The sequence below is a fragment of the Streptomyces sp. MCA2 genome, from assembly GCF_023544705.1.
Classification (GTDB): domain Bacteria; phylum Actinomycetota; class Actinomycetes; order Streptomycetales; family Streptomycetaceae; genus Streptomyces; species Streptomyces decoyicus.
Window position 1 is genome coordinate 161,194 of record NZ_JAMJFM010000009.1, and the last position, 19,321, is coordinate 180,514.

The 19,321-nt window shown below is 72.4% G+C and carries 16 protein-coding genes; 6 read left to right on the plus strand and 10 right to left on the minus strand.

Annotated elements, in window-relative coordinates:
• From M8I34_RS10105 to M8I34_RS10145, 9 genes are all read right to left on the minus strand, one after another.
• A complete protein-coding gene (locus M8I34_RS10105; RefSeq protein ID WP_250049054.1) occupies window positions 1-1,248 on the minus strand; it encodes a type III PLP-dependent enzyme in 1,248 nt (415 codons plus the stop codon).
• Window positions 1,245-3,044 carry an IucA/IucC family siderophore biosynthesis protein gene (locus M8I34_RS10110; RefSeq protein WP_250049056.1) on the minus strand — a complete coding sequence of 600 codons (1,800 nt, stop codon included), beginning with the start codon at window positions 3,042-3,044 and terminating at the stop codon, window positions 1,245-1,247. The genes M8I34_RS10105 and M8I34_RS10110 overlap by 4 nt, the downstream gene beginning before the upstream one ends.
• Window positions 3,032-4,321 (minus strand): MFS transporter, encoded by a 1,290-nt coding sequence (locus M8I34_RS10115; RefSeq protein ID WP_250049134.1) that lies wholly within the window; start codon window positions 4,319-4,321, stop codon window positions 3,032-3,034. The genes M8I34_RS10110 and M8I34_RS10115 overlap by 13 nt, the downstream gene beginning before the upstream one ends.
• Before the next feature lie 5 nt (window positions 4,322-4,326).
• Window positions 4,327-6,132 (minus strand): IucA/IucC family protein, encoded by a 1,806-nt coding sequence (locus M8I34_RS10120; protein WP_250049058.1) that lies wholly within the window; start codon window positions 6,130-6,132, stop codon window positions 4,327-4,329.
• Window positions 6,129-7,319 carry an acetyl-CoA carboxylase biotin carboxylase subunit family protein gene (locus M8I34_RS10125; protein WP_250049060.1) on the minus strand — a complete coding sequence of 397 codons (1,191 nt, stop codon included), beginning with the start codon at window positions 7,317-7,319 and terminating at the stop codon, window positions 6,129-6,131. Before M8I34_RS10125 ends, M8I34_RS10120 begins: the two co-directional genes overlap by 4 nt.
• Before the next feature lie 93 nt (window positions 7,320-7,412).
• Window positions 7,413-8,426: an ABC transporter substrate-binding protein gene (locus M8I34_RS10130; RefSeq protein WP_250049061.1), complete on the minus strand. Its 1,014-nt coding sequence runs from the start codon at window positions 8,424-8,426 to the stop codon at window positions 7,413-7,415.
• Between the two features lie 54 nt (window positions 8,427-8,480).
• Window positions 8,481-9,293: an ABC transporter ATP-binding protein gene (locus tag M8I34_RS10135; RefSeq protein ID WP_250049063.1), complete on the minus strand. Its 813-nt coding sequence runs from the start codon at window positions 9,291-9,293 to the stop codon at window positions 8,481-8,483.
• On the minus strand, window positions 9,290-10,360 hold the full coding sequence (locus M8I34_RS10140; RefSeq protein WP_250049064.1) for an iron chelate uptake ABC transporter family permease subunit: 1,071 nt from the start codon (window positions 10,358-10,360) through the stop codon (window positions 9,290-9,292). Before M8I34_RS10140 ends, M8I34_RS10135 begins: the two co-directional genes overlap by 4 nt.
• A complete protein-coding gene (locus tag M8I34_RS10145) occupies window positions 10,357-11,367 on the minus strand; it encodes an iron ABC transporter permease (protein WP_250049136.1) in 1,011 nt (336 codons plus the stop codon). The genes M8I34_RS10140 and M8I34_RS10145 overlap by 4 nt, the downstream gene beginning before the upstream one ends.
• A 326-nt stretch (window positions 11,368-11,693) precedes the next feature.
• Here M8I34_RS10145 and M8I34_RS10150 point away from each other — a divergent pair, with 326 nt between their 5' ends.
• The 6 genes from M8I34_RS10150 (at window position 11,694) to M8I34_RS10175 (ending at window position 17,410) form a co-directional block, all read left to right on the plus strand.
• Window positions 11,694-12,839 (plus strand): NAD(P)/FAD-dependent oxidoreductase, encoded by a 1,146-nt coding sequence (locus M8I34_RS10150; RefSeq protein WP_250049066.1) that lies wholly within the window; start codon window positions 11,694-11,696, stop codon window positions 12,837-12,839.
• A 115-nt stretch (window positions 12,840-12,954) separates the two neighbouring features.
• Window positions 12,955-13,536 carry a TetR/AcrR family transcriptional regulator gene (locus M8I34_RS10155; RefSeq protein ID WP_250049068.1) on the plus strand — a complete coding sequence of 194 codons (582 nt, stop codon included), beginning with the start codon at window positions 12,955-12,957 and terminating at the stop codon, window positions 13,534-13,536.
• A gap of 144 nt (window positions 13,537-13,680) precedes the next feature.
• The gene (locus M8I34_RS10160; protein ID WP_250049070.1) at window positions 13,681-14,445 is read left to right on the plus strand and encodes a VOC family protein; all 765 of its coding nucleotides are present in this window, start codon (window positions 13,681-13,683) and stop codon (window positions 14,443-14,445) included.
• A 175-nt stretch (window positions 14,446-14,620) separates the two neighbouring features.
• On the plus strand, window positions 14,621-15,037 hold the full coding sequence (locus M8I34_RS10165; RefSeq protein WP_030986507.1) for a hypothetical protein: 417 nt from the start codon (window positions 14,621-14,623) through the stop codon (window positions 15,035-15,037).
• Window positions 15,038-15,178: 141 nt separating this feature from the next.
• Window positions 15,179-15,973, plus strand: coding sequence for an SDR family oxidoreductase (locus M8I34_RS10170; RefSeq protein WP_250049071.1), 795 nt, complete (start codon window positions 15,179-15,181; stop codon window positions 15,971-15,973).
• Window positions 15,974-16,186: 213 nt separating this feature from the next.
• Complete coding sequence (locus M8I34_RS10175; protein WP_250049072.1) at window positions 16,187-17,410, plus strand: acyl-CoA dehydrogenase family protein; 1,224 nt, start codon at window positions 16,187-16,189, stop codon at window positions 17,408-17,410.
• 52 nt (window positions 17,411-17,462) lie between these two features.
• On the opposite strand, the gene drmB is transcribed toward M8I34_RS10175, so the two are convergent.
• On the minus strand, window positions 17,463-19,319 hold the full coding sequence (drmB, locus tag M8I34_RS10180) for a DUF1998 domain-containing protein (protein WP_250049074.1): 1,857 nt from the start codon (window positions 19,317-19,319) through the stop codon (window positions 17,463-17,465).
• Window positions 19,320-19,321: the final 2 nt, after the last annotated feature.

Genomic DNA, 19,321 nt, shown 5'->3' on the forward strand with positions numbered 1-19,321 from the left:
TCAGGCCTCCTCCGCCGCGCCGGGCTCCGTGGCGCCGAGGAAGTGGAAGCCGGGGCGCGGGTGCATCAGGAAGTCGTGGTGCGAGATGTTCCAGGCGTAGGCCCCGGCGACGCCGAACACCACCCGGTCACCGGCCCGCAGCCCCGGTGCCGGGACGTTGCGGGCGAGGACGTCCTTGGGGGTGCACAGCTGCCCGGTGACGGTGACCAGGCCGCCCCGCGCCGCCGACCGCGGCCAGGGGTGCGGCCAGGGCGCCTCGGACGGCAGCACCGTGCAGGGCTGGTCATGGCCCTTGGTCGCGGGGGTGCGCAGATGGTGGGTGCCGCCGCGGACCACGGCGAACTCCTCGCCGTGGCTGTGCTTCACATCCAGCACCTCGGTGGCGTACCAGCCGCAGTACGCGGTGAGCGCACGCCCCGGCTCGATGCGCAGGGTGAAGCCGGGGTGGGCGGCGGCGAGCCGGGCCAGGCCCGCACCGTACGCCGCCCAGTCGAACCGGCGCTCCGGGACGGCGTAGTCGACGGCCATCCCGCCGCCGATGGTCACCTCGGAGAGCGGGATACGGTGCTCCGCGGCCAGCCCGGCGGCCCACGTCACGATGGCCTCCGACACGGCGAGCTGCTCGGGTGCCTCCAGTCCACTGGCCAAGTGGGCGTGGATACCGCGGAGTTCGAGCTGTGGGTAGCTGCCGTCGGTGAGCAGGGCGACGACCTCGCCGGCCTGCGCGGGGTCCAGGCCGAAGGGGGTCGGGCGGCCGCCCATGGCGAGCGAACTGCCGTCCAGGGAGCCGTCGTCGACCGGCAGGTTGAAGCGGGCCAGCACCGCGATACGGCGTTGTGGGGCGAGCCGGGCGGCCAGGCTCGCGAGCATGTGGAGCTCGTACACGCTCTCCACATGGAAGCGTTGTACGCCCAGCTCCAGCGCCTGCGCGACCTCGGCGGGCGTCTTGCCCGGTCCGCCGAAGGCGAGCGGCGCGCCCGGCACGGCCTTGCCGACATGCGCCAGCTCGCCGCCCGAGGAGACCTCGTAGCCGTCCACGTACGGGCGCAGCGCCTCCAGGATCTCCGGCTCGGGGTTGGCCTTGGCCGCGTAGTACAACTCGACGCGCTCGGGCAGCGCGGCCCGCACCTCGGCCAGGTGCGCGCGCAGCGCCGTCAGGTCGTAGAGGTAGGCGGGCAGTTCCTCGGGGGAGAGGGAGCGGACGCGGTCGCGGACGTCCGCTGTGAGGGCGGGGGCGGGAGTGGTCATCGTGCGCTCCAGGGGGTGGTGTCGTCGGTGCGCCCGGCGCCCGACAGAACGGCCTCGGCCAGCGGCGAGGGCAGCAGGACATAGCCCGCCTCGCGGTCGGCCTTGCGCTCCCAGCGGGTGAGCAGGTTGGCCTTGGCGGGCAGCGGGACGCCGGCCAGCAGGGCGGCCAGCCGCGGCGGGCAGCCGTACCGGTCCGCGTGGGTCTGGAGGGTGCGCCGCACCTGCGCCCACAGCTCCGTCTCGGTGTCCGGGTGCAGATCGGCGAGTGCGGCGAGCATCTCGGCGACGTGGTTGACCAGCAGGCAGTACACGACGCGGTCCCAGCCGCGCTGGGCGTCGTAGGTCATCGGTCCGGCGACCTGCTCGGGCAGCGAGGCCAGCAGCTCGGTGTGGTGCTCGGGGACGAGCTTGGTGCCCTCCAGGTCGCGGAAGAGGACCTGTGCGGGCATCCCGTCGCCGTCGACGCAGACCAGCACGTTTTGCAGGTGCGGCTCCAGCACCAGGCCGTGGTCGAAGTAGGCGGCGAGCACCGGCGACAGCAGCAGATTGAGGTAGGCGGCCCACCACTCCAGGGCGGCCTGCGGGCCGGCCCCGTCCAGGAGGCGGGAGACATGGGCCGGGCTGGTGGGGTACTCGTCGGCGACCGCGCCGGCCAGCAGCGGGGTGGTGCCCGGCAGCAGCTGCTGGGACAGGCCCTCGCGGACGATGACACCGAACCCTTCGAGCAGCTCGGTGTCCGGGCGGCCGTCGGCGCCGGGCAGCGCCAGGCTGCGGTAGGCGGGCTCCCGGAGCACCCCGGCGCCGGGGAACCGGGTGGCGAGATCGGTGAGCGCCGGTGCCAGCAGCCGGGTGAGGGCCACCGCCCCGGACAGCTCGTAACTGGCGTTCTTGCGGAGGCAGTTGGTGATCCGGACGTTCAGGCTGAACTTGAGGAACGCCTCGCCGTCGTAGAGCGTGCGCACGGACGCGGTGGCCGCGAACGGCGTGTCGCTGCTGCCCAGGACGCGGATGTCGTCGCGGTCCAGCGCCTCTTGCAGACCCGCGTGGTCGCGCAGCAGCTCGTACTGCCAGGGGTGTACGGGCAGCAGCCGGTAGCCGTCCGGGACGTCGGTGTGCAGCGCGTCCAGCGGGCCGGTGGCACCGTCGGCGGACACCTCCTCGGCGATCAGCTCCTCGCGCACGGCGAGCAGCAGCAGCGGGAAGACGGCCCCGGTCTCGGGGGCGTACGACTGCCAGGAGACGGGGTCGCCGGTGCGTGCCTTGGGGGTCGGGTGGAAGCGGTGGCCGAGGACCAGCGACTGCTCGGAGGCGACGTAGGCGGCCTGCCAGTCCTCCGCGCCGGACTGCGGGTCCTCGGCGACGCTCCCCCCGGCGGCCGGGCACGGCTCCGTACGGGCGGCCAGCGCGGCGGAGACGGCCTGGTGGCTGGAGGCGATCTGCGCGAGGAACTCCTCGTTGCGCACCCCGGTCCGCAGCGAGAGCTCGGCATGCACGTACTCGGCCAGCCGGTGCCAGCCGACCTCGGCCCAGCCGTCGGCGGTCTGTTCCGAGACCGGGCCGGTGAACCGGTGCGCGCCCAGCAGCGAGGTACGGCGCAGCGCGACCCGGAGCAGCACTCCGCGCCGCGGCAGCCGCAGCAGCAGCCGGCCGTGGTCGACGGCGGTCTGGTGCTCGGGCCCCGACACCTCCCGCAGCAGGCAGTTGAGCAGGGTGTGCGCCACGGCCTCGTCCGCGGTGGGCAGACCGGCGGGGGTGGCGCAGGCCGGGGCGGCGGGTGAGTTGGTCAGCGAGGGCATCGAAGGCTCCTGCGGGTGCGGAGAGTACGGGGAAGGCGGGGAAGGGCGGTCGCCAGCACGGTGACCAGCGCTATCGCGGTGCCGGTCAGGACGGGTGCGGTGGGGCCGAACCAGTCGTTTCCGGCCGCGGCGGCCACACCGGCGGCGACCGCGCCGGCCTTGGAGAAGAATTCGATCGAGCCGAACAGCCCGCCGGGGGCACGGCCCTTGGCGCAGTCGGCGGCCAGCACCGACATACAGACCAGGCCCAGGGTGAGGCCGGCGCCGAGCACCAGGCGCACCGCGACGAACGAGGTGAGCGAGTCGGCGAAGCCGTGCCCGGCCAGGCCGAGCGCGATACAGCCGAAGCCGAGCGCGATGCCGAGCCGGGGACGGCCGCGGAAGAGGGAGTGCACCGGGATCGCCGCGATCAGGTAGCACATGTGCGGCAGGGCGAACAGGATCCCGGACACCATCGGGCCGGTACCCGGTATGCGCTCCTTGATGAGGGCGATCAGGTACGGGAAGGAGATGACGGTGGAGAAGACGAACGCGAACTCGATGGCGTACAGGGCCCGCAGGGAGGCGGCCGGGGCCCGCCCGGAGGGCTCGGCGGTGGCCTCGACCACCGGTGTCCCGTCCGCCTCGGCCTCCGCGGTGGTGGCCTGCGGGGGTGCGGGCCGGGACCGCGGGGGCTCCGGGAGCGCCGCCAGCATCGCCGCGGCGGCCAGCGGCAGCACGGCCAGCAGTGCGTACTGGCGGTGCGGCGACAGCCACGGCGTCAGCGAGCCGACCACGATCGGCGCGCACACCAGCGCCGCGCGGGCACTGCCCTGCATCAGGGTCAGCGCCCGGGAGAGCGCATGGCCCTCCAGCGCCGCCCCCAGATAGCCGTTCGACGCGGCGAAGGTGCCGCCCAGCACGCCCTGGATCACCAGGGCGGTGGCGAAGGTGCCGATCGAGTCGGCCCAGCCCGCCAGCAGGAACGCCGCGGCGAGCCCCAACTGCGCGCGCAGCAGCAGCCGTTTGCGGCCGAACCGGTCGGCGAGCCGCCCCCACAGCGGCGCCCCGATGGCGCCGAAGATGGTGGGCACGATGTAGAGCAGACCGGCCCAGCGGGCGGCGCCGTCGCCCAGCTCGGGCAGGATCTCGGTGAGGTACGGCGGCAGGCCCAGCGCGGCGAACGACGCCACGAAGTAGCAGCCGGCCACGGCGTACACCTGGCGGCGGCCGATATCCGGGCGGACCTTGGTCTCGACGGCGGATGCGTCGACCCGTGGGGAGGGGGCGGTTTTCATCGGGCTCATCGGGAAGTCCCCATCGGCATCAGATAGTTGGGGCCGGTGGTGTAGTGCTTGTTGATGTCGGCCGCGCCGGACCGCTCCTTGGACAGCAGGCTGCCGGCGCTGACCATCGCCTTGACCGGCAGCCGCGGGGCGTCCAGGACGTGCGCGCGCAGCGCGGCGCCCGGCTCGCCCGGTGCGGTGCCCAGCCGTTCCACGGCCTCGGCGAGCCGGTCGCGGACCAGCCCCAGCAGCCGGTCCTGCGGCGCCCGCCCGTGCCGGGCCAGCCCGAAGGCGTAGGAGCCCGCGCACAGATGGACGGTGATGGTGGTGAACAGGTCCAGCACCGGCCGGTCGTGGTCCGCGAAGATCCGCGGATCGGCGAAGTCCTCGGGGTCCGGGGCGTCGTCGCCCAGGGTCTCCCGCAGCCGTACGGCGTTGATGCGCGGCGCGTCGTTGTCCTTGAACAGCAGCCGCAGCCGGGTGCCGTGCGCCCCCTGGTCCAGTACCAGCGAGATGTTCTGCTGATGCGACTCCAGGCCGAAGCCGTAGCCGAACAGCGTGGTCTGCCAGTCGAAGAGCAGGGTCAGGCAGGCGTCCAGCAGCGCCAGCGGGTCACCGCCGTAGAAACGGTCGGCGAGCTCGTCGATCACCAGCCGCCCGCCCGGCGCCCGGCCCAGCAGCGCGGCCATCGGGACCACGGCACTGCCTTCCAGCCCGGCCGGATAGCGCCGGCACAGCACGGCGAGCAGTTCGTGGCCGGCGTGCGCGTACACCGTCTCGTCGGCCTGAAGAATCGTTTCTGCGAACCGCGGCTCGCGGGCGATCACCTGCTCCAGCAGCCGCTGGCCCGCCGCACCGTCGACGAGGGTGCGCGGCTTGATGGTGCGCCGGTTGCGCAGCCCCAGCGTGGCGGTGGCCAGCGGCAGCTTCAGATGCAGCCGGGGGTCGGCGTCCACCGCCACGGTCCGCATCGACAGCGTCGGCACCGCGCCGAGCAGCGCGCGCCCGGACAGCACCGCCTCGTTCTCCAGGCCGGTCTCGCGCAGCGCCTCGTGCAGGGCCTCGCCGAGCGTCAACGGGTGGACGGGGAGGGCGAGATGGCTGTCGTCGAGGTGCGGCAGATCCAGCTCCGCCGGCGTCGGCCAGCAGCCGGGCAGCGCCGCGGTGCCGCCCGCGACGGTCATCGCGGAGCGCGGTACGGCCAGCCAGCGCAGCGCGAAGTCCGGACGGAACTCCGGTGCGTAGGCGCGCAGTTGCGTCTCGTCCAGGCCGGAGCGGCCCCGCGAGGCCGGGTAGACGGGGTGGTCGAGGCGCGCGGCGAGGGTGTCGTACGCCAGGCCGCCGTCCAGCCCCCGCCAGGCATCGGACGCGCCATGACGCTCCGTCAGCGCACGGTCCACCTCGTCCCGGGTGCGGGTGTGCAGCCGCATCGTCGCCAGGGTCTGGCGGCACTCCTCGGCGAAGGCGTCGAAGCCGGGGCGGTCGACCGGGTCGGCGAGCGTGCGCAGGGCGGTGAGGACCTCGTCGACCGAGGTGAGGCGGGCGCCGTCGGATTCGCGGACGAGCAGCGGCAGCCGGGCCGCGTGCACGCTCTGGTAGCCGTCCGGGCCCAGCGGCAGCAGCAGGGCACCGGCCGCCGGGTCGGCGGCCAGCCGCAGCCAGGGGCCGTCCGGCCGCTCCAGCAGCGTGCTGCGGGTCCGCAGGCCGACGACGTCCTCGCGCAGCAGCGCGCTCAGCACCCGCAGCAGCAGCTCGGACTCCTCGGCGGCGCCGGCCGTCTCCTGCCCGGTCGTGCCGGCGCGGAGGTCGGGGGAGACCGTCATGACGAGATCTCCCAGCGCTCGGCGGCGAAGAAGCCGTCCGCGGCCCGGTCCAGGGCGGTCCGGTCGGTGCCGGTGACCCGCAGCACGCCGAGGTAGTCGCGGTTGGTGCGGTACAGCGGGTGTTCGGCCCCGACCGTGCGCAGCGGCCGGTAGGCCAGCCGTACGCCGTCCGTCTCGCGGTCCGTGGCGGCGGGCGCGGCGGTGAGCGTCCCGGCCCGGTCGGCGAGGGCGTACTCCACCCGGCCCACGCCGTCCTGCCGCGCACCGAGATCGGCGGGCAGCGGCTCGCCGAGATGGGTCCGCAGGACGTGCTCGAACAGCTCGATGCCCAGGACCTGGGCGAGCAGCAGATCGCACTGGTCGCCGATGACGCGGTAGTTCACCTCGATGAGCCGCGCCCGGCCCTCGTGCACCACGAACTCCGTGTGGCAGGCGCCGAAACCCACTCCCAGCGCGTCGAGTTGGGCCAGCACCTGCTCGACGACCGGCTCCGGGTGGACGGCGACGAAGTCGTGCCGCTCCTCGATGAAGGCGGGCGGCGCGGAGAGCGTGGTGTGGAAACCGCCCAGGACATGGCGCAGCCGTCCGTCGCCGAGGGTCTCCAGGGTGTACAGCTCGCCGGCCAGGAACTCCTCGGCGACCAGCGCCGCCTGCGGCCGCCGCGCCTGTATCTCCTCGGCGCGCGCCACCAGTTCCCCGGGACCGGCGGCCAGCATCACATCCTCGCTGGCCACGCCCTCGCGGGGCTTGACGACACAGGGGTAGGGCAGCGCCGCGGCGGTGAGCGCGGACGGGTCCTGGCCGGGGGCGAGCTCCACGGACCGCACGGTGTCGGCGCCGGACGCGGCGAGGTGGCGGCGCATCTCGGCCTTGTTCTTGGCGCGCAGCGCGGCCCGCCAGTCCTTGCCGGGCAGTCCGAAGTACTCCGCGGCCAGGGCCGTCTGGGTCTGGAGGTGGTCGCTGTTGGTGAAGACCGCGGCGGCCGGGTGGTGCGTGGCGATGCGGGTGATGACGGCACGGAAATCATGGACGTCGCACTCGAGGACCTCGGTCTGAGGACTGTTGCGCCGGTGTGCTTCGGGCTGGTCCGTCAGCAGGGTGACATCGAGACCGAGGCGGGCGGCGGCGGGGAGGAATCCCTGGGTGACCGAGTCGGTGGGGTTGAGCGCGAGCAGATACAGCCGCATGGGCGGGGTCCTTCAGGATCAAGGATGGTGCGGGGGGACATCGCGGGCGGGGGCGGGCCGTGGGGACGGCGGCCCACTCCCGCTGCGGGTGCGTCAGCCCTTGGGCAGCGGCACGCCGGTGGACTTCGCCACGTCGGCGAGCATGTGCTCGGCGGCCTGGATGCCGATGCCGGACATCCAGGTCTCGTCGGGCATGGTGAAGACCTTGTGCTTCTTGACGGCCGGCAGGTCCTTCCAGACCGGGTTGGACGTGACGTCCTTCTGCTGGGTCTTGTCCGGGTCGTCGGCGACGGTCACGAACACCAGGTCGGCGTCGGCCTTGTCGATCTGCTCCGGGCTGACGTCGAGCATCGTCTTGACCGGGTCGGTGGAGCTCTGCGACTTCGGCCGGGCCAGGCCGATGTCGTTCAGCACCACGCCGCTGTAGGAGGACTTCTGGTACAGGCGGGTCGGACCGGCGACGAAGCGGACCACGGACGCCGTCGGCATCTTGCCGTGGTACTTCTTCTTGATGGCCTCGCCCAGCGCCTTGGCGCGGGCCTCGTACTCCTTCATCCTCCGGTCGGCCTGCTTCTCCATGCCCAGCGCCTTGGCGTGGACCTTCAGATTGGCCTTCCAGGGGCCGCCGGTGGTCTCGGTGAAGACCGTCGGCGCGATCGCCTTGAGCTTGTCGTAGACCTTCTCGTGGCGGACCTTGGAGGACAGGATCAGATCGGGCTTGAGGGCGATGATCTTTTCGAGGTTCGGCTCCAGCAGCGGACCGACGTCCTTGACGCCCCCGATCTCGTCCTTGAGGTAGGCGGGGAAGCCGCCCTCGGACTTCATGTGCGGGGAGACCGCGCCGACGGGCTTGATGCCGAGCATGGTGACGTCGTCGAGCTCACCGGTGTCCAGGACGACCACGCGCTTGGGCTTGGCGGGGATCTTCACCTCGCCGCCCACGGCGCTCTTGACGGTGCGCGGGAAGCCGGCACCGGCCTTCGCCGCGTCGTCGCCGCCCGAGGAGGTGCCGCCACCGCACGCGGTGAGGGCGCCGGCACCAAGGGCGACGGCGAGGAGCGCGGCGGGCAGCCGGACGGCGCCGCGGAGAGTCGGTCTGCTGAACATGAGGGCAACTTCCTTAGGGGGAGCGGAAAAGAGGTGCGTGGGGGGACGGTCGGGTCAGGCGGAGACGGCGCTGTGCCGTTTCGCGCTGCCCTTGGGGACGACCAGCGGGGTGCCGGTCTCGGGGTCGGGGATCACCCGGCAGTCCACGTCGAACACGGACTTGACCAGTTCCGCGTCGAGTACGTCCGCCGGGGCGCCGGCCGCGGCCAGCTTCCCGTCCTTGAGGACCACGAGGTGATCCGCGTAACGGGCCGCCTGCCCGAGGTCGTGCAGCACCATCACCACGGTGCGGCCCGCCTCGGAGTGCAGCGCGGCGACCAGGTCGAGGACATCGAGCTGGTGCCGCAGGTCCAGGAACGTCGTGGGCTCGTCGAGCAGCAGCAGCTCGGTGTCCTGTGCCAGCGCGAGGGCGATCCAGGCGCGCTGCCGCTGGCCGCCGGAGAGCCGGTCCACGGGCTGGTCGCGCAGCTCCACGGTGCCGGTGCGCCGCAGCGCCTCCTCCACCGCCCGCTGATCCGCCGCCGACCAGGGGCTCAGCAGCCGCTGGTGCGGGTAGCGGCCCAGCCGTACCAGCGCCTCGACGGTGATCGCGTCGGGGGTGACCGGCTGCTGGGGGAGCAGCCCCATCCGCAGGGCCAGCGCACGGGCCGGCATCCGGTGGATATCGGCCCCGTCCAGCGCGACGGTGCCGGCGGCCGGCGGCAGCAGCCGGGTCAGCCCGCGCAGCAGGGTCGACTTGCCACAGGCGTTGGGGCCGACCACGGCAGTGACGGCGCCGCCGGGCAGCACCAGATCGAGGCCGCCGACGATCAGCCGGTCGCCGTAGCGCAGGTCGAGCCCCTTGGTGGAGAGCTGGTTGGCGGTCATCGGACACTCCTGTTGACGGAACTGCTCTGACGGATCATCAGCACCAGCAGCCAGGGCGCGCCCAGCGTGGCGGTGACCACCCCGACCGGCAGCCCGCCGACCGGCAGCAGGTACTGCGCCACCAGGTCGGAGGCGAGCAGCAGCACGGCACCGGCGAGGCCGGACAGTGCCAGCGTCCCGGCGGTCGGCGGCCCGGCGAGGAACCGGACCATGTGCGGGACGGCCAGGGCGACGAAGGCGACCGGGCCGGTGAGCGCGGCGGCCAGCGAGGCGAGCACGATGGCGACGACCAGGATCTGGAGGCGGGCGGCGTGGGTGCGCAGACCCAGCGCGCCGGCCGAGTCGTCGCCCAGGTCGAGGACGGCGAGCCGGCGGTGCAGCGCGAAGGCGGCCAGCAGTCCCACGGCCATCGCCCCGCCCGCGGACCACACTTCGGTCCAGGTCCGCCCGTACACCGAGCCGGTCGTCCATTGCAGGGCCGAGCCCGCGAGTTCGGTGGGGAAGCGGACGACCATGAAGCTCACCGCGGCGGACAGCCCCGCCTGTACGGCGAGACCGACCAGCACCAGGCGCGTCACACTGACACCGGAGCGCCAGCCGAACACCCCCAGCAGCGCCGCGGCGAGCAGTCCGCCGCCCAGCGCGGCCAGCGGCATCAGCGCCTGCGAGGCCCCGGCTGCCAGCATCGCCACCGCGCCGAACGAGGCACCGCCGGTCACCCCCATCACATCGGGGGAGGCGAGCGGATTGCGGAAGAGCCGCTGGAGCAGGGCGCCGCCCACCGCGAGGCCCGCCCCCGCGACGATCGCCGCGACCATCCGCGGGGCCCGGAACTCCTGGACCACCAGCACGGTGGCGGAATCGCCGAGGCCGAGCAGGCCCTTGAGCGCGTCGAGGGGCGCCAGCGGTATCTCGCCGTTGGCCACGGACACCGTCACCAGTACGCCGAGCAGCACGGCGCCGGCGAGGGCCAGCAGCGGGGTACGGCGCCGTGCGGGCCCGCGTCCGGCCGCCGCGGGCCCGGAGGGGGAGCCGAGCGGCTTCTTGCTCCGTACGACGTCGGTCATCGGGCCACCTTCCGGGCCAGCAGCGCCAGCAGCGGCGCGCCGAGGAACGCGCTGATGATGCCGACCTGGAGTTCGGACGGCCGGATGACGAGCCGTCCGAGGATGTCGGCGGTGAGCAGCAGCAGGGGGCCGGCGATCAGACAGCCGGGCACCACCATCCGGTGGTCGGAGGTGCGCAGCAGCTGGCGGACCAGGTGCGGCGCGGCCAGTCCGATGAAGGCCAGCGGTCCGGCCACGGCCACCGCCGACGCGGCGAGCAGTACGACGGCCAGGCCGCCGGTCAGACGGATCCGTGCCACCCGTACGCCCAGCGCCTGCGCGGAATCGTCGCCCAGCGCCAGCGCGTTGAGGGCGGGGGCGAGGGCCAGTGCGAGAACCAGACCGAGGGCCAGGGTCGGCAGCACCGGGTAGAGCACCGACAGCGGGCGCTCGGCCAGCGAACCGGCCATCCAGAACCGGGCCTCGTCCAGCGACCGCTTGCTGGCCAGCATGACGGTCGAGGTCCAGGACAGCAGGACGAGTTGGAGGACGGTTCCGCCCAGCGCGAGACGCGCCGGGTCGAGGTCACCGGCGCGCCGGGCCAGCGCCTGGGCGAACAGCGCGGCCGCCGCTGCGCCCGCGAACGCGAACCAGATGTACTGCACGGGCCGGGTCAGATGCAGTGCATAGATCGCGGTGACCACCGCGAAGCCCGCGCCCGCGTTGATGCCGAGCGTCGTCGGGGAGGCGAGCGGATTGCGGGTGACGCCCTGGACGACGGCCCCCGCGACACCGAGCGCGGCGCCGACCGCGAGGGCCACCACCGTGCGCGGCAGCCGAAGTCCCGTCACCACGAGGGCATCCCGCCCGTGGGCGGTGCCGGTCAGTGCGTCCCACGCGGTGGACAGCGGTACGGACCGGGCGCCGAGGGCGAGGCTCAGGGCGGCACAGACCGCCAGCGCACCGAGCCCGGCCACGAACAGCGGGACGCGCCGCAGGACCTTCGCGGCGGGACGCGCATCGGGCACGGGGGGTGCGGTGGCAGGTGGTTCGATCGTCGACACGCGTCGTTACATTAGGTTAGGCATGCCTAAACCTGCAAACGTGCCGACGTTAAATAATCAACTGTCCCTTTTGCCGGACAAATCTTCGTCGGCGGACCCCGATGGGGTCCTGACCAGGGGTGATCTACCCACTCGCACACCCGCTCACTCCGTCGAATCGCTGTCGGCGCCTCGTCGTGGACCCCTTGGTGTGGGGTGAGTCGCTCAGAAAGTGTATCGATTGCGCTTTTTTAATCGTTGTGCTTTTCTGAGGGGGATGTCCTGCCATCCCACACCGTTTGAGGAGCATCATGACCTCCGCCACTCCCCGTATCGCGATCGTCGGCGCCGGCCCCGGCGGGCTGACCTGTGCCCGCGTCCTCCAGCGCAACGGCGTACCCGTCACCGTCTTCGACCATGAAGCGTCCGCCGGTGCCCGCTCACAAGGCGGCACGCTGGACCTGCATATGACGACCGGTCAGGCGGCCCTGCGAGCAGCGGGCCTGCACGAGGAGTTCACCGCTCTCGCCCGCCCCGAAGGCCAGGAGATGCGGCTGCTCGACCACACCGCGACCGTGCTCTTCCAGCACACCCCCGCCTCCGGCGACAGCGACCGCCCCGAGATCGACCGGGGCGAGCTGCGCCGGCTGCTGCTGGACTCCCTCGCCCCCGAAACGGTGCACTGGGGCAGCTATCTGCGCACGCTGCACCCGCTCGGCGACGGCCGCCACAAGGCCGAGTTCGACGACGGCCACACCGAGACCTTCGACCTGGTCATCGGCGCCGACGGCGCCTGGTCCAGGGTGCGGCCGCTGCTCTCCGACGCCACCCCCCACTACACCGGGGTCACCTTCGTCGAGGCCGGATTCGACGACGCCGACCACCGCCACCCGGACATCGCCCGTCTGGTCGGCGACGGCAGCATGTGGGCGGCGTCCGCCAACAAGGCGCTGATCGCCCAGCGCAACAGCCGCGGCCACATCCGCGTCTATATCGCCTTCCGCGGCTCCCAGGACTGGGCGCTGGAGGCCGGGGTGAAGGTGGCGGACACCGAGGCCGTCCGCGCCGTGCTGCTCGACGCGTTCGCGGGGTGGGACGACCGGCTGCTGGCGCTGCTGCGGGACAACGACGGCGGGTTCGTCAACCGGCCGCTGTTCGCCCTGCCGGTGCCGCACACCTGGACCCACACCCCGGGCCTGACCCTGCTCGGCGACGCCGCACATCTGATGTCACCGTTCTCCGGCATGGGCGCCAACCTCGCCATGCTCGACGGCTGTGAACTCGCCCAGGCCCTCGCCGAACAGAGCGACCAGGACGCGGCGGTACGCGCCTACGAGGCGGTCATGCTGCCCCGCGCCGCCGAGGCCGCCGAGTTCGCCGCCGGCGGCCTGGCCAACGCCATCTCCCCCGAGGCCCCGCACGGCTCGCTGCGCCATCTGCGCGCCCGCTTCCAGTGACCTGCGGCCGTATCGGGGCCCGTGCCGCCGCACCGGCATCCGGCCGCCCCGTGCACCCCGCCGTTGTACCGGCTCCCCTTTCGAGCCGCCCGACCACGAGAGATGATCTGCTGTCATGACCCAGCCGACGCCCGGCCGCCGCGAACGCAAGAAGGCCCAGACCCGCAAGGCCCTGGCCGATGCGGCCCTCCGGCTCTTCCTGGAGCACGGCTATGACCAGGTGAGCGTCAAGGACGTGGCCGAGGCCGCGGATGTCTCGGTGACCACCCTGTTCAAGCACTTCTCCGGCAAGGAGGCCCTGGTGTTCGACCGGGACACCGAGCAGAGCGCGGCCCTCGTCGCGGCCGTCCGCGACCGTGAGCCGGGGAGCACGGTCCTGGACGCGCTGCACGCTTACCTCCACGGCCTGCTGGTCATGGTCCACGAGGCGCCGGAGTTCCGGGCGTTCCGTGAGCTGGTCGACGGCACCCCGGTGCTCAGCGACTACGCCCACCGGATGTGGCTCCGGCACGAAACCGCCCTGGCCGGTGCGATCGCCGAGGAGGCCGGCGCCGATGAGGGCGGGGCCTCGGCGCGTGCGCTGGCCCACTATGTACTGGCCGCGCCCCGGCTGGCCGCCGGCTGCGACGACCCCGGCTCCGCACTGGACGAGATCTTCGCGCGGCTGAAGAACGGCTGGGCCGACCTGGCCGGCTGAGCCGGTCCTCCGGCGCCCGCGCTCCGGTTGCGGCCCCGTCGCGCCCGTCGCACGATCGGCAGCGTACGGATGCCGACCGGCAGTGCGCGGGCGCGAGCGCCGCACCGCCCGGCCACGGCTCGGCGCGGAGGAGCGGAACACACCGTGAAGATCACTGAGCCCACGCCCGGGGCTCCCTGCTGGGTGGAGCTGGGCACGTCGGACGTGGACGCCGCCAAGGTGTACTACCGCCAGGTCTTCGGCTGGCGCGCCGAGACCGACCCGCGGGAGGAGGCGGGCGGCTACACCACCATGTACCTGGGGGGCGCCCCGGTCGCCGCGCTGACCCCGCTCTACGCCCCCGGGCAGCCGACCGCCTGGACCGTGTCGTTCGCGACGCGGGACGTCGACGCGCTGACCACGGCGGTCACCGAAGCGGGCGGGCGGCTGCTGATGGGCCCGATGGACGTGTTCGACCTGGGCCGCTTCGCCGTCCTGGCCGACCCGGAAGGCGCGGTCTTCTCGCTGTGGCAGGCCCGGTCCTTCGCCGGTGCCGCGGTGCTCAGCGCGCCGGGCTCGCTCGGCTGGGCCGAGCTCGCCACCCGGGACGCCGAGGCCGCCAAGGACTTCTACACGGGCGTCTTCGGCTGGACCGTGGGCACGCACAAGGACTATCCGCAATGGGGTATCGACGGCGCCGACTTCGGCGGTCTGAGCGCGCTGGACGAGTTCTATCCGGACGACGTCAGGGCGCACTGGCTGCCGTACTTCGCGGTCGCCGACGTCGACGAGACGGCCGCCCGCGCCGCCGAGTCGGGGGGCATGCTGCTGGTGCCCCCGACGGATGTGCCCCACGGACCGAGGGTCGCGGTGATCCGGGATCCGCAAGGGGGCTCCTTCGGGATCCACGGCGCCGGTACCGAGGGCTGACCCCGCCCGCTCCGGGGTGCGCGCGGGGCGGTGAATGCCCGTGCGGCGGGCGGACTTGTGCCGTCACACGATCGGCGGCCTGTTCGTCGTTTCACCACATTCGCAGGGTGGTTTGAGCGTAATGTCCGCTTGACACCAATGGGTGGCATTGCGCGTCAAGAACAGGAGACCCCCTATGTCCACGACCGAAAACCTCGTGGCCCGAGGCAAACAGCTCGCAGCCGGCGCGGGCGCACTGGCCACAGCCGTCGCCCTCGGTGCGACGCTGCTCGCCGTCCCGGCCCAGGCGGCGCCCGGACCCACCAAGCCCTTCGGCGTGGTCACTGCCAAGACGGGACTGAGCCAGCGTCAGTACCCCAGCACGGACTCCTCCGTGCGGGGGCACCTCCACCACCGCGCGCAGGTCGGCCTGGTGTGCAAGGTCCGCACCCAGAGCGTGGGCGGCAACACCGTCTGGTACCTGACCCGCCAGGAGCGGGCCTCCTGGGTTTCGGCAAAATACGTGACCAACAGCGGCTACGTCAAGTACTGCAAGGACGTCCAGCGCAGCCGGCACGAGCCGAACCACGCGGCGAAGCACGCCGTGGGCTGATGGAGCCCGGAGGAGGCCCGGTCCGGTGCTGCGGAGGTGCCGGACCGGGCTTTCGTGTGCGCGGCGGGCAGGGCCCGCGCGCAGTCCGGGGGCGGGTGACCGAGAAACTCCGGGGCGGGTGACCGGGAACGGAGAAGAACCGTGCAGATCGATCTCACCGGCCGGACCGCGGTGGTGACCGGCTCGACCCAGGGCATCGGAGCGGCCATCGCGCTGGGCCTGGCCCGCGCCGGCGCCCGGGTCGCGGTGAACGGCCGCAGCGCCGGCTCCGTGGAGGCGGCGCTGGAGCGGATGCGTACGCAGGCACCGGACGCGGCTTTTCTCGCGGCGCCCGGCGACATCGCTGCCGACAGCGGCCTCGACCAGGTCGCCGAGGCCGTACCGCAGGCGGACATCCTCATCAACAACCTCGGCATCTTCGGCTCCCGGCCCGCCCTGGAGATCGACGACGCCGAGTGGCGGCGGTATTTCGAGATCAATGTGCTCACGGCCGTCCGGATGATCCGCCGCTATCTGCCCGGGATGACCGAACGGGGCTGGGGCCGCATCCAGAACATCGCCAGCGACTCCGCCGTGGTGATCCCGGCGGAGATGATCCATTACGGCATGTCCAAGACGGCGCTGCTCGCGGTGTCGCGGGGCTTTGCGAAGGAGGCGGCCGGGAGTGGGGTGTGCGTGAACTCGGTCATCGCCGGCCCGACCCATACGGGCGGGGTCGAGGACTTCGTCCGTGACATCGTCGGCCGGGATCTGCCGTGGGACGAGGCGCAGCGTGCGTTCATGCGGGAGTACCGTCCGCAGTCGCTCATCCAGCGGATGATCGAACCGGAGGAGATCGCCGCCATGGTGGTCTATCTCAGCTCGCCGTACGCCTCGGCGACGACCGGCGCGGCCGTCCGCGTCGACGGCGGGTACATCGACTCGATCGTTCCCTGACGGGGCGGCGGCCGGGAGCCCCTCGCCGTCCCTCGCTCGCCATCCCCCTCACCCCCGTGCCGGCAGGAACCGGCCCGGACGAACGCACCTCCTGCACCCTTCCGTATTACTGGAACAAGTTCTACTGTGCCCCTCGATCCGGCAGCCGACGGGCCGTCAGCATCCCGCGCCGCCCTCGCACCGGACGACCGGACCGGACGAACTGGAGGGGCCGTGCACCTCGAATACACCCCCGAACAGCAGCAGTTGCGCGCCGAGCTGCGCACCTACTTCGCCGACCTGGTGCCGGACCGCGCGGCCACGGGTCCACGCAACTCCCCGGGCGCGGACGGCGACCCCCTCGCGGGCCCCGCGGCGCAGAAGCGCTTCTACCGCGAGACCGTCCGCCGGCTGGGCACGGACGGCTGGCTCGGCGTCGGCTGGCCCAAGGAGTTCGGCGGGCGCGGTATGTCCCCGACGGAACAGTTCATCTTCTTCGACGAGGCGGCCCAGGCGGGGGTGCCGCTGCCGCTGATGGCCCTGAACACCGTCGGCCCGACGATCATGCAGTTCGGCACCGACGAACAGAAGGCCTACTTCCTGCCCCGGATCCTCTCCGGCGAGATCGACTTCGCCATCGGCTACAGCGAACCGGACGCCGGCACCGACCTGGCCGCCCTCAAGACCCGCGCCGTACGGGTGGGGGACGAGGAGAGCGGCCACTATGTCGTCAACGGGCAGAAGATCTGGACGACCAACGGCGACACCGCCGACTGGGTATGGCTCGCGGTGCGCACCGACCCGGAAGCCCCGCCCCACAAGGGCATCACCATGCTCCTCGTCCCCACCAGCGACCCCGGCTACTCCTGCACCCTGATCAACACCCTCGCCTCGCACGACACCACCGCCAGCTACTACGAGAACATCACCGTCCCGGCCTCCCGCCGCGTCGGCCAGGAGAACAAGGGCTGGCGGATCATCACCAACCAGCTCAACCACGAACGCGTCACCCTCGCGGCCCACGGCACCATGGCCATCCGCGCGCTGCACAACGTCCAGCGCTGGGCCGCCGACACCAAACTCGCCGACGGCCGCCGGGTCATCGACCTGGGCTGGGTACGCGGACGGCTGGCCCGCACCCACACCCGGCTGGACGCCATGAAACTGCTGAACTGGCAGATGGTCGACGCGCTCCAGCAGGGCACCCTCACCCCGCAGGACGCCTCCGCCGTCAAGGTCTACGGCTCCGAGGCCCGCCGCGACGCCTATGCCTGGCTGATGGAGGTCGTCGGCTCCGCGGGCCCCCTCAAGGAGGGCTCGGCCGGCGCGGTCCTGCACGGCGAACTGGAACGCGGCTACCGCTCCGCCGTCATCTTCACCTTCGGCGGCGGCAACAACGAGATCCAGCGCGAAATCATCTCGTGGATCGGCCTGGGGATGCCCCGCGTGCGGCGCTGAAAACGGTGCGATTGCCGGCCGGGGCATGTGTCGACCCCGGACCGGCAGGGCGTCAGTGCGTGAAAAAGCCCGGTACTCGACCGTCCGGTGTCCCGACGAGGGCTGCCCGGTCGAGCAGGATGTTGTTGTTCTCGCAGCTTGTCTCGGGGAGCAGCAGACAGGCATGGCACGCGGCCAGGTTCAGGCTGTCCGCGCCGCTCGACTCGGACTCCATGCACAGGGGATCGTTCGAGCACCAGCTCGCTCTGTGCAGGGCGGCGCGGAGCGAGGCTTCGAGCCGGCCGGGTTCCCCCTGGGCGACGACGCCGCCGAGGCTGCCTGCGGAGTCGCTGGTGGCCGTGTAGACGAGTACTCCTGCCATGTCCTCCTCGCCGTAGATCCGCTCGCGCAGGGAGGCTGCGGGGTAGCCGCCGTCCAGACTCCATTCGTTGATCAGTAGGTGCGCGAGAGCATGCAGAAGGAGGAAGCGGGGCGTGGCGGGTGAGGGCGGAACCGGCTTGTCCGAGTCGCCGGAACGTGCTGACAGCAGCTTCTCGTGGTTCTCCCGAATCCGAGCGGCGCGAGCGATCTGCCCCGGCTTCTGTTCCCAGTCCCGCAGCAGCTCGGGGTCGAGGCGGACGAACACTCCCTCACCGCTCACTTCGAACGCCGGCAGCCACGTCGGTTCGGCCAGTGAGATCGAAGCTTCGCGCAGTGGGGAGTCCGCCGAACTCGGTTCCTCCACCCGTCGGAACGACTGGAGCGCCCGCACCTCGCGCAGCCGCTTGACCAGCATCACCTGCGCCAGGCCATGGGACGAGCGCAGTGCGTCGATCGGGGCCGTGGGCGGCTCGCAGACGAACTCCTGTGCCTGGTCCGCGACCTCGGGGTGCGGCTCGGACAGGCTCCGGTACTCGCCCTCGTAGATCTCCCGCCGGTAGTTGCGGGCACGCTCGGCGACGTCGGTACCGTCGTCCGATGCCTCCGCCGCGGCCTCGGCCGCGCGCCTCCGCTCCACCTCGGCCACCACGTCGTCCGCGGTGAACTCCGGGTGATGGCGCAGCAGTTTCTGCATGCGCACGTACGTGGTGATGGAGGCGGAGTCCTCCTCCTTGAAGAGGGCGTAGTACGGCGCGACGAGCTTGGCGATGCCCTGGCTCCACGGCGGGATCGAGAGAGCCGAGTACATGACCGGGAACCACACCGAGGAGGAACCGCGCTGGAGCGTGCGCGGTGGTTCCTGGCAGCTCTCGTCCGACGCGCCCTTGAGCCAGGGACGTCGGCCGAAGCACCGAATGCCGAGGTCGCGGAGTGCCTGCCGCCGGAACGACCCCTCCATGGAGACCTCCTCCACCCCACAACTGCAACCGATCAACACGGCACGCAGTGATGCGGTCGTCCCGTCGGTCCGGAACGTCAGCTGCCCCCCGCAGGCCCCGGACCCCGTCCGGTTACCCCGGTGGACCCACTTCCAGTAGGGGAAATCATCCAGGTGGCCGTGCGCGCACGCGATCACGAAACGGGAGGGGACCAGGTTCTCCTGACAGGTTGAGCACTCGGCCCGGCCTGCCGCAGAGTTGAACTTGCGGAAGGGCTGGAGCTGATGGCAATGGGGGCATGAGTACATCTCCGGGAAGCGCACCGCCCGTACGCCGTCACGGGCCCGATCGGGGTCGGGAGCCGGTGGCATACGGAACCCGGAGACGCCCAACTGCCGGGCCAGGCGGGGCTCCGAGATGACGGGGGCCTCGGAGATGTCCCACGAGTCGATGCCGCGGACGAGGAAGGACTCGTTCTCCACCGCGACCATGGCTCCGACGCCGTACGTCGTGACGAGCTGGGCCCGGCGGATCTCCCCGAGCTTGCGGGCGGTACGTGCCGCGGCCGACGGGAGACCGCGCCGACGGGTGCGGGGTGGGACGGGACTCATGG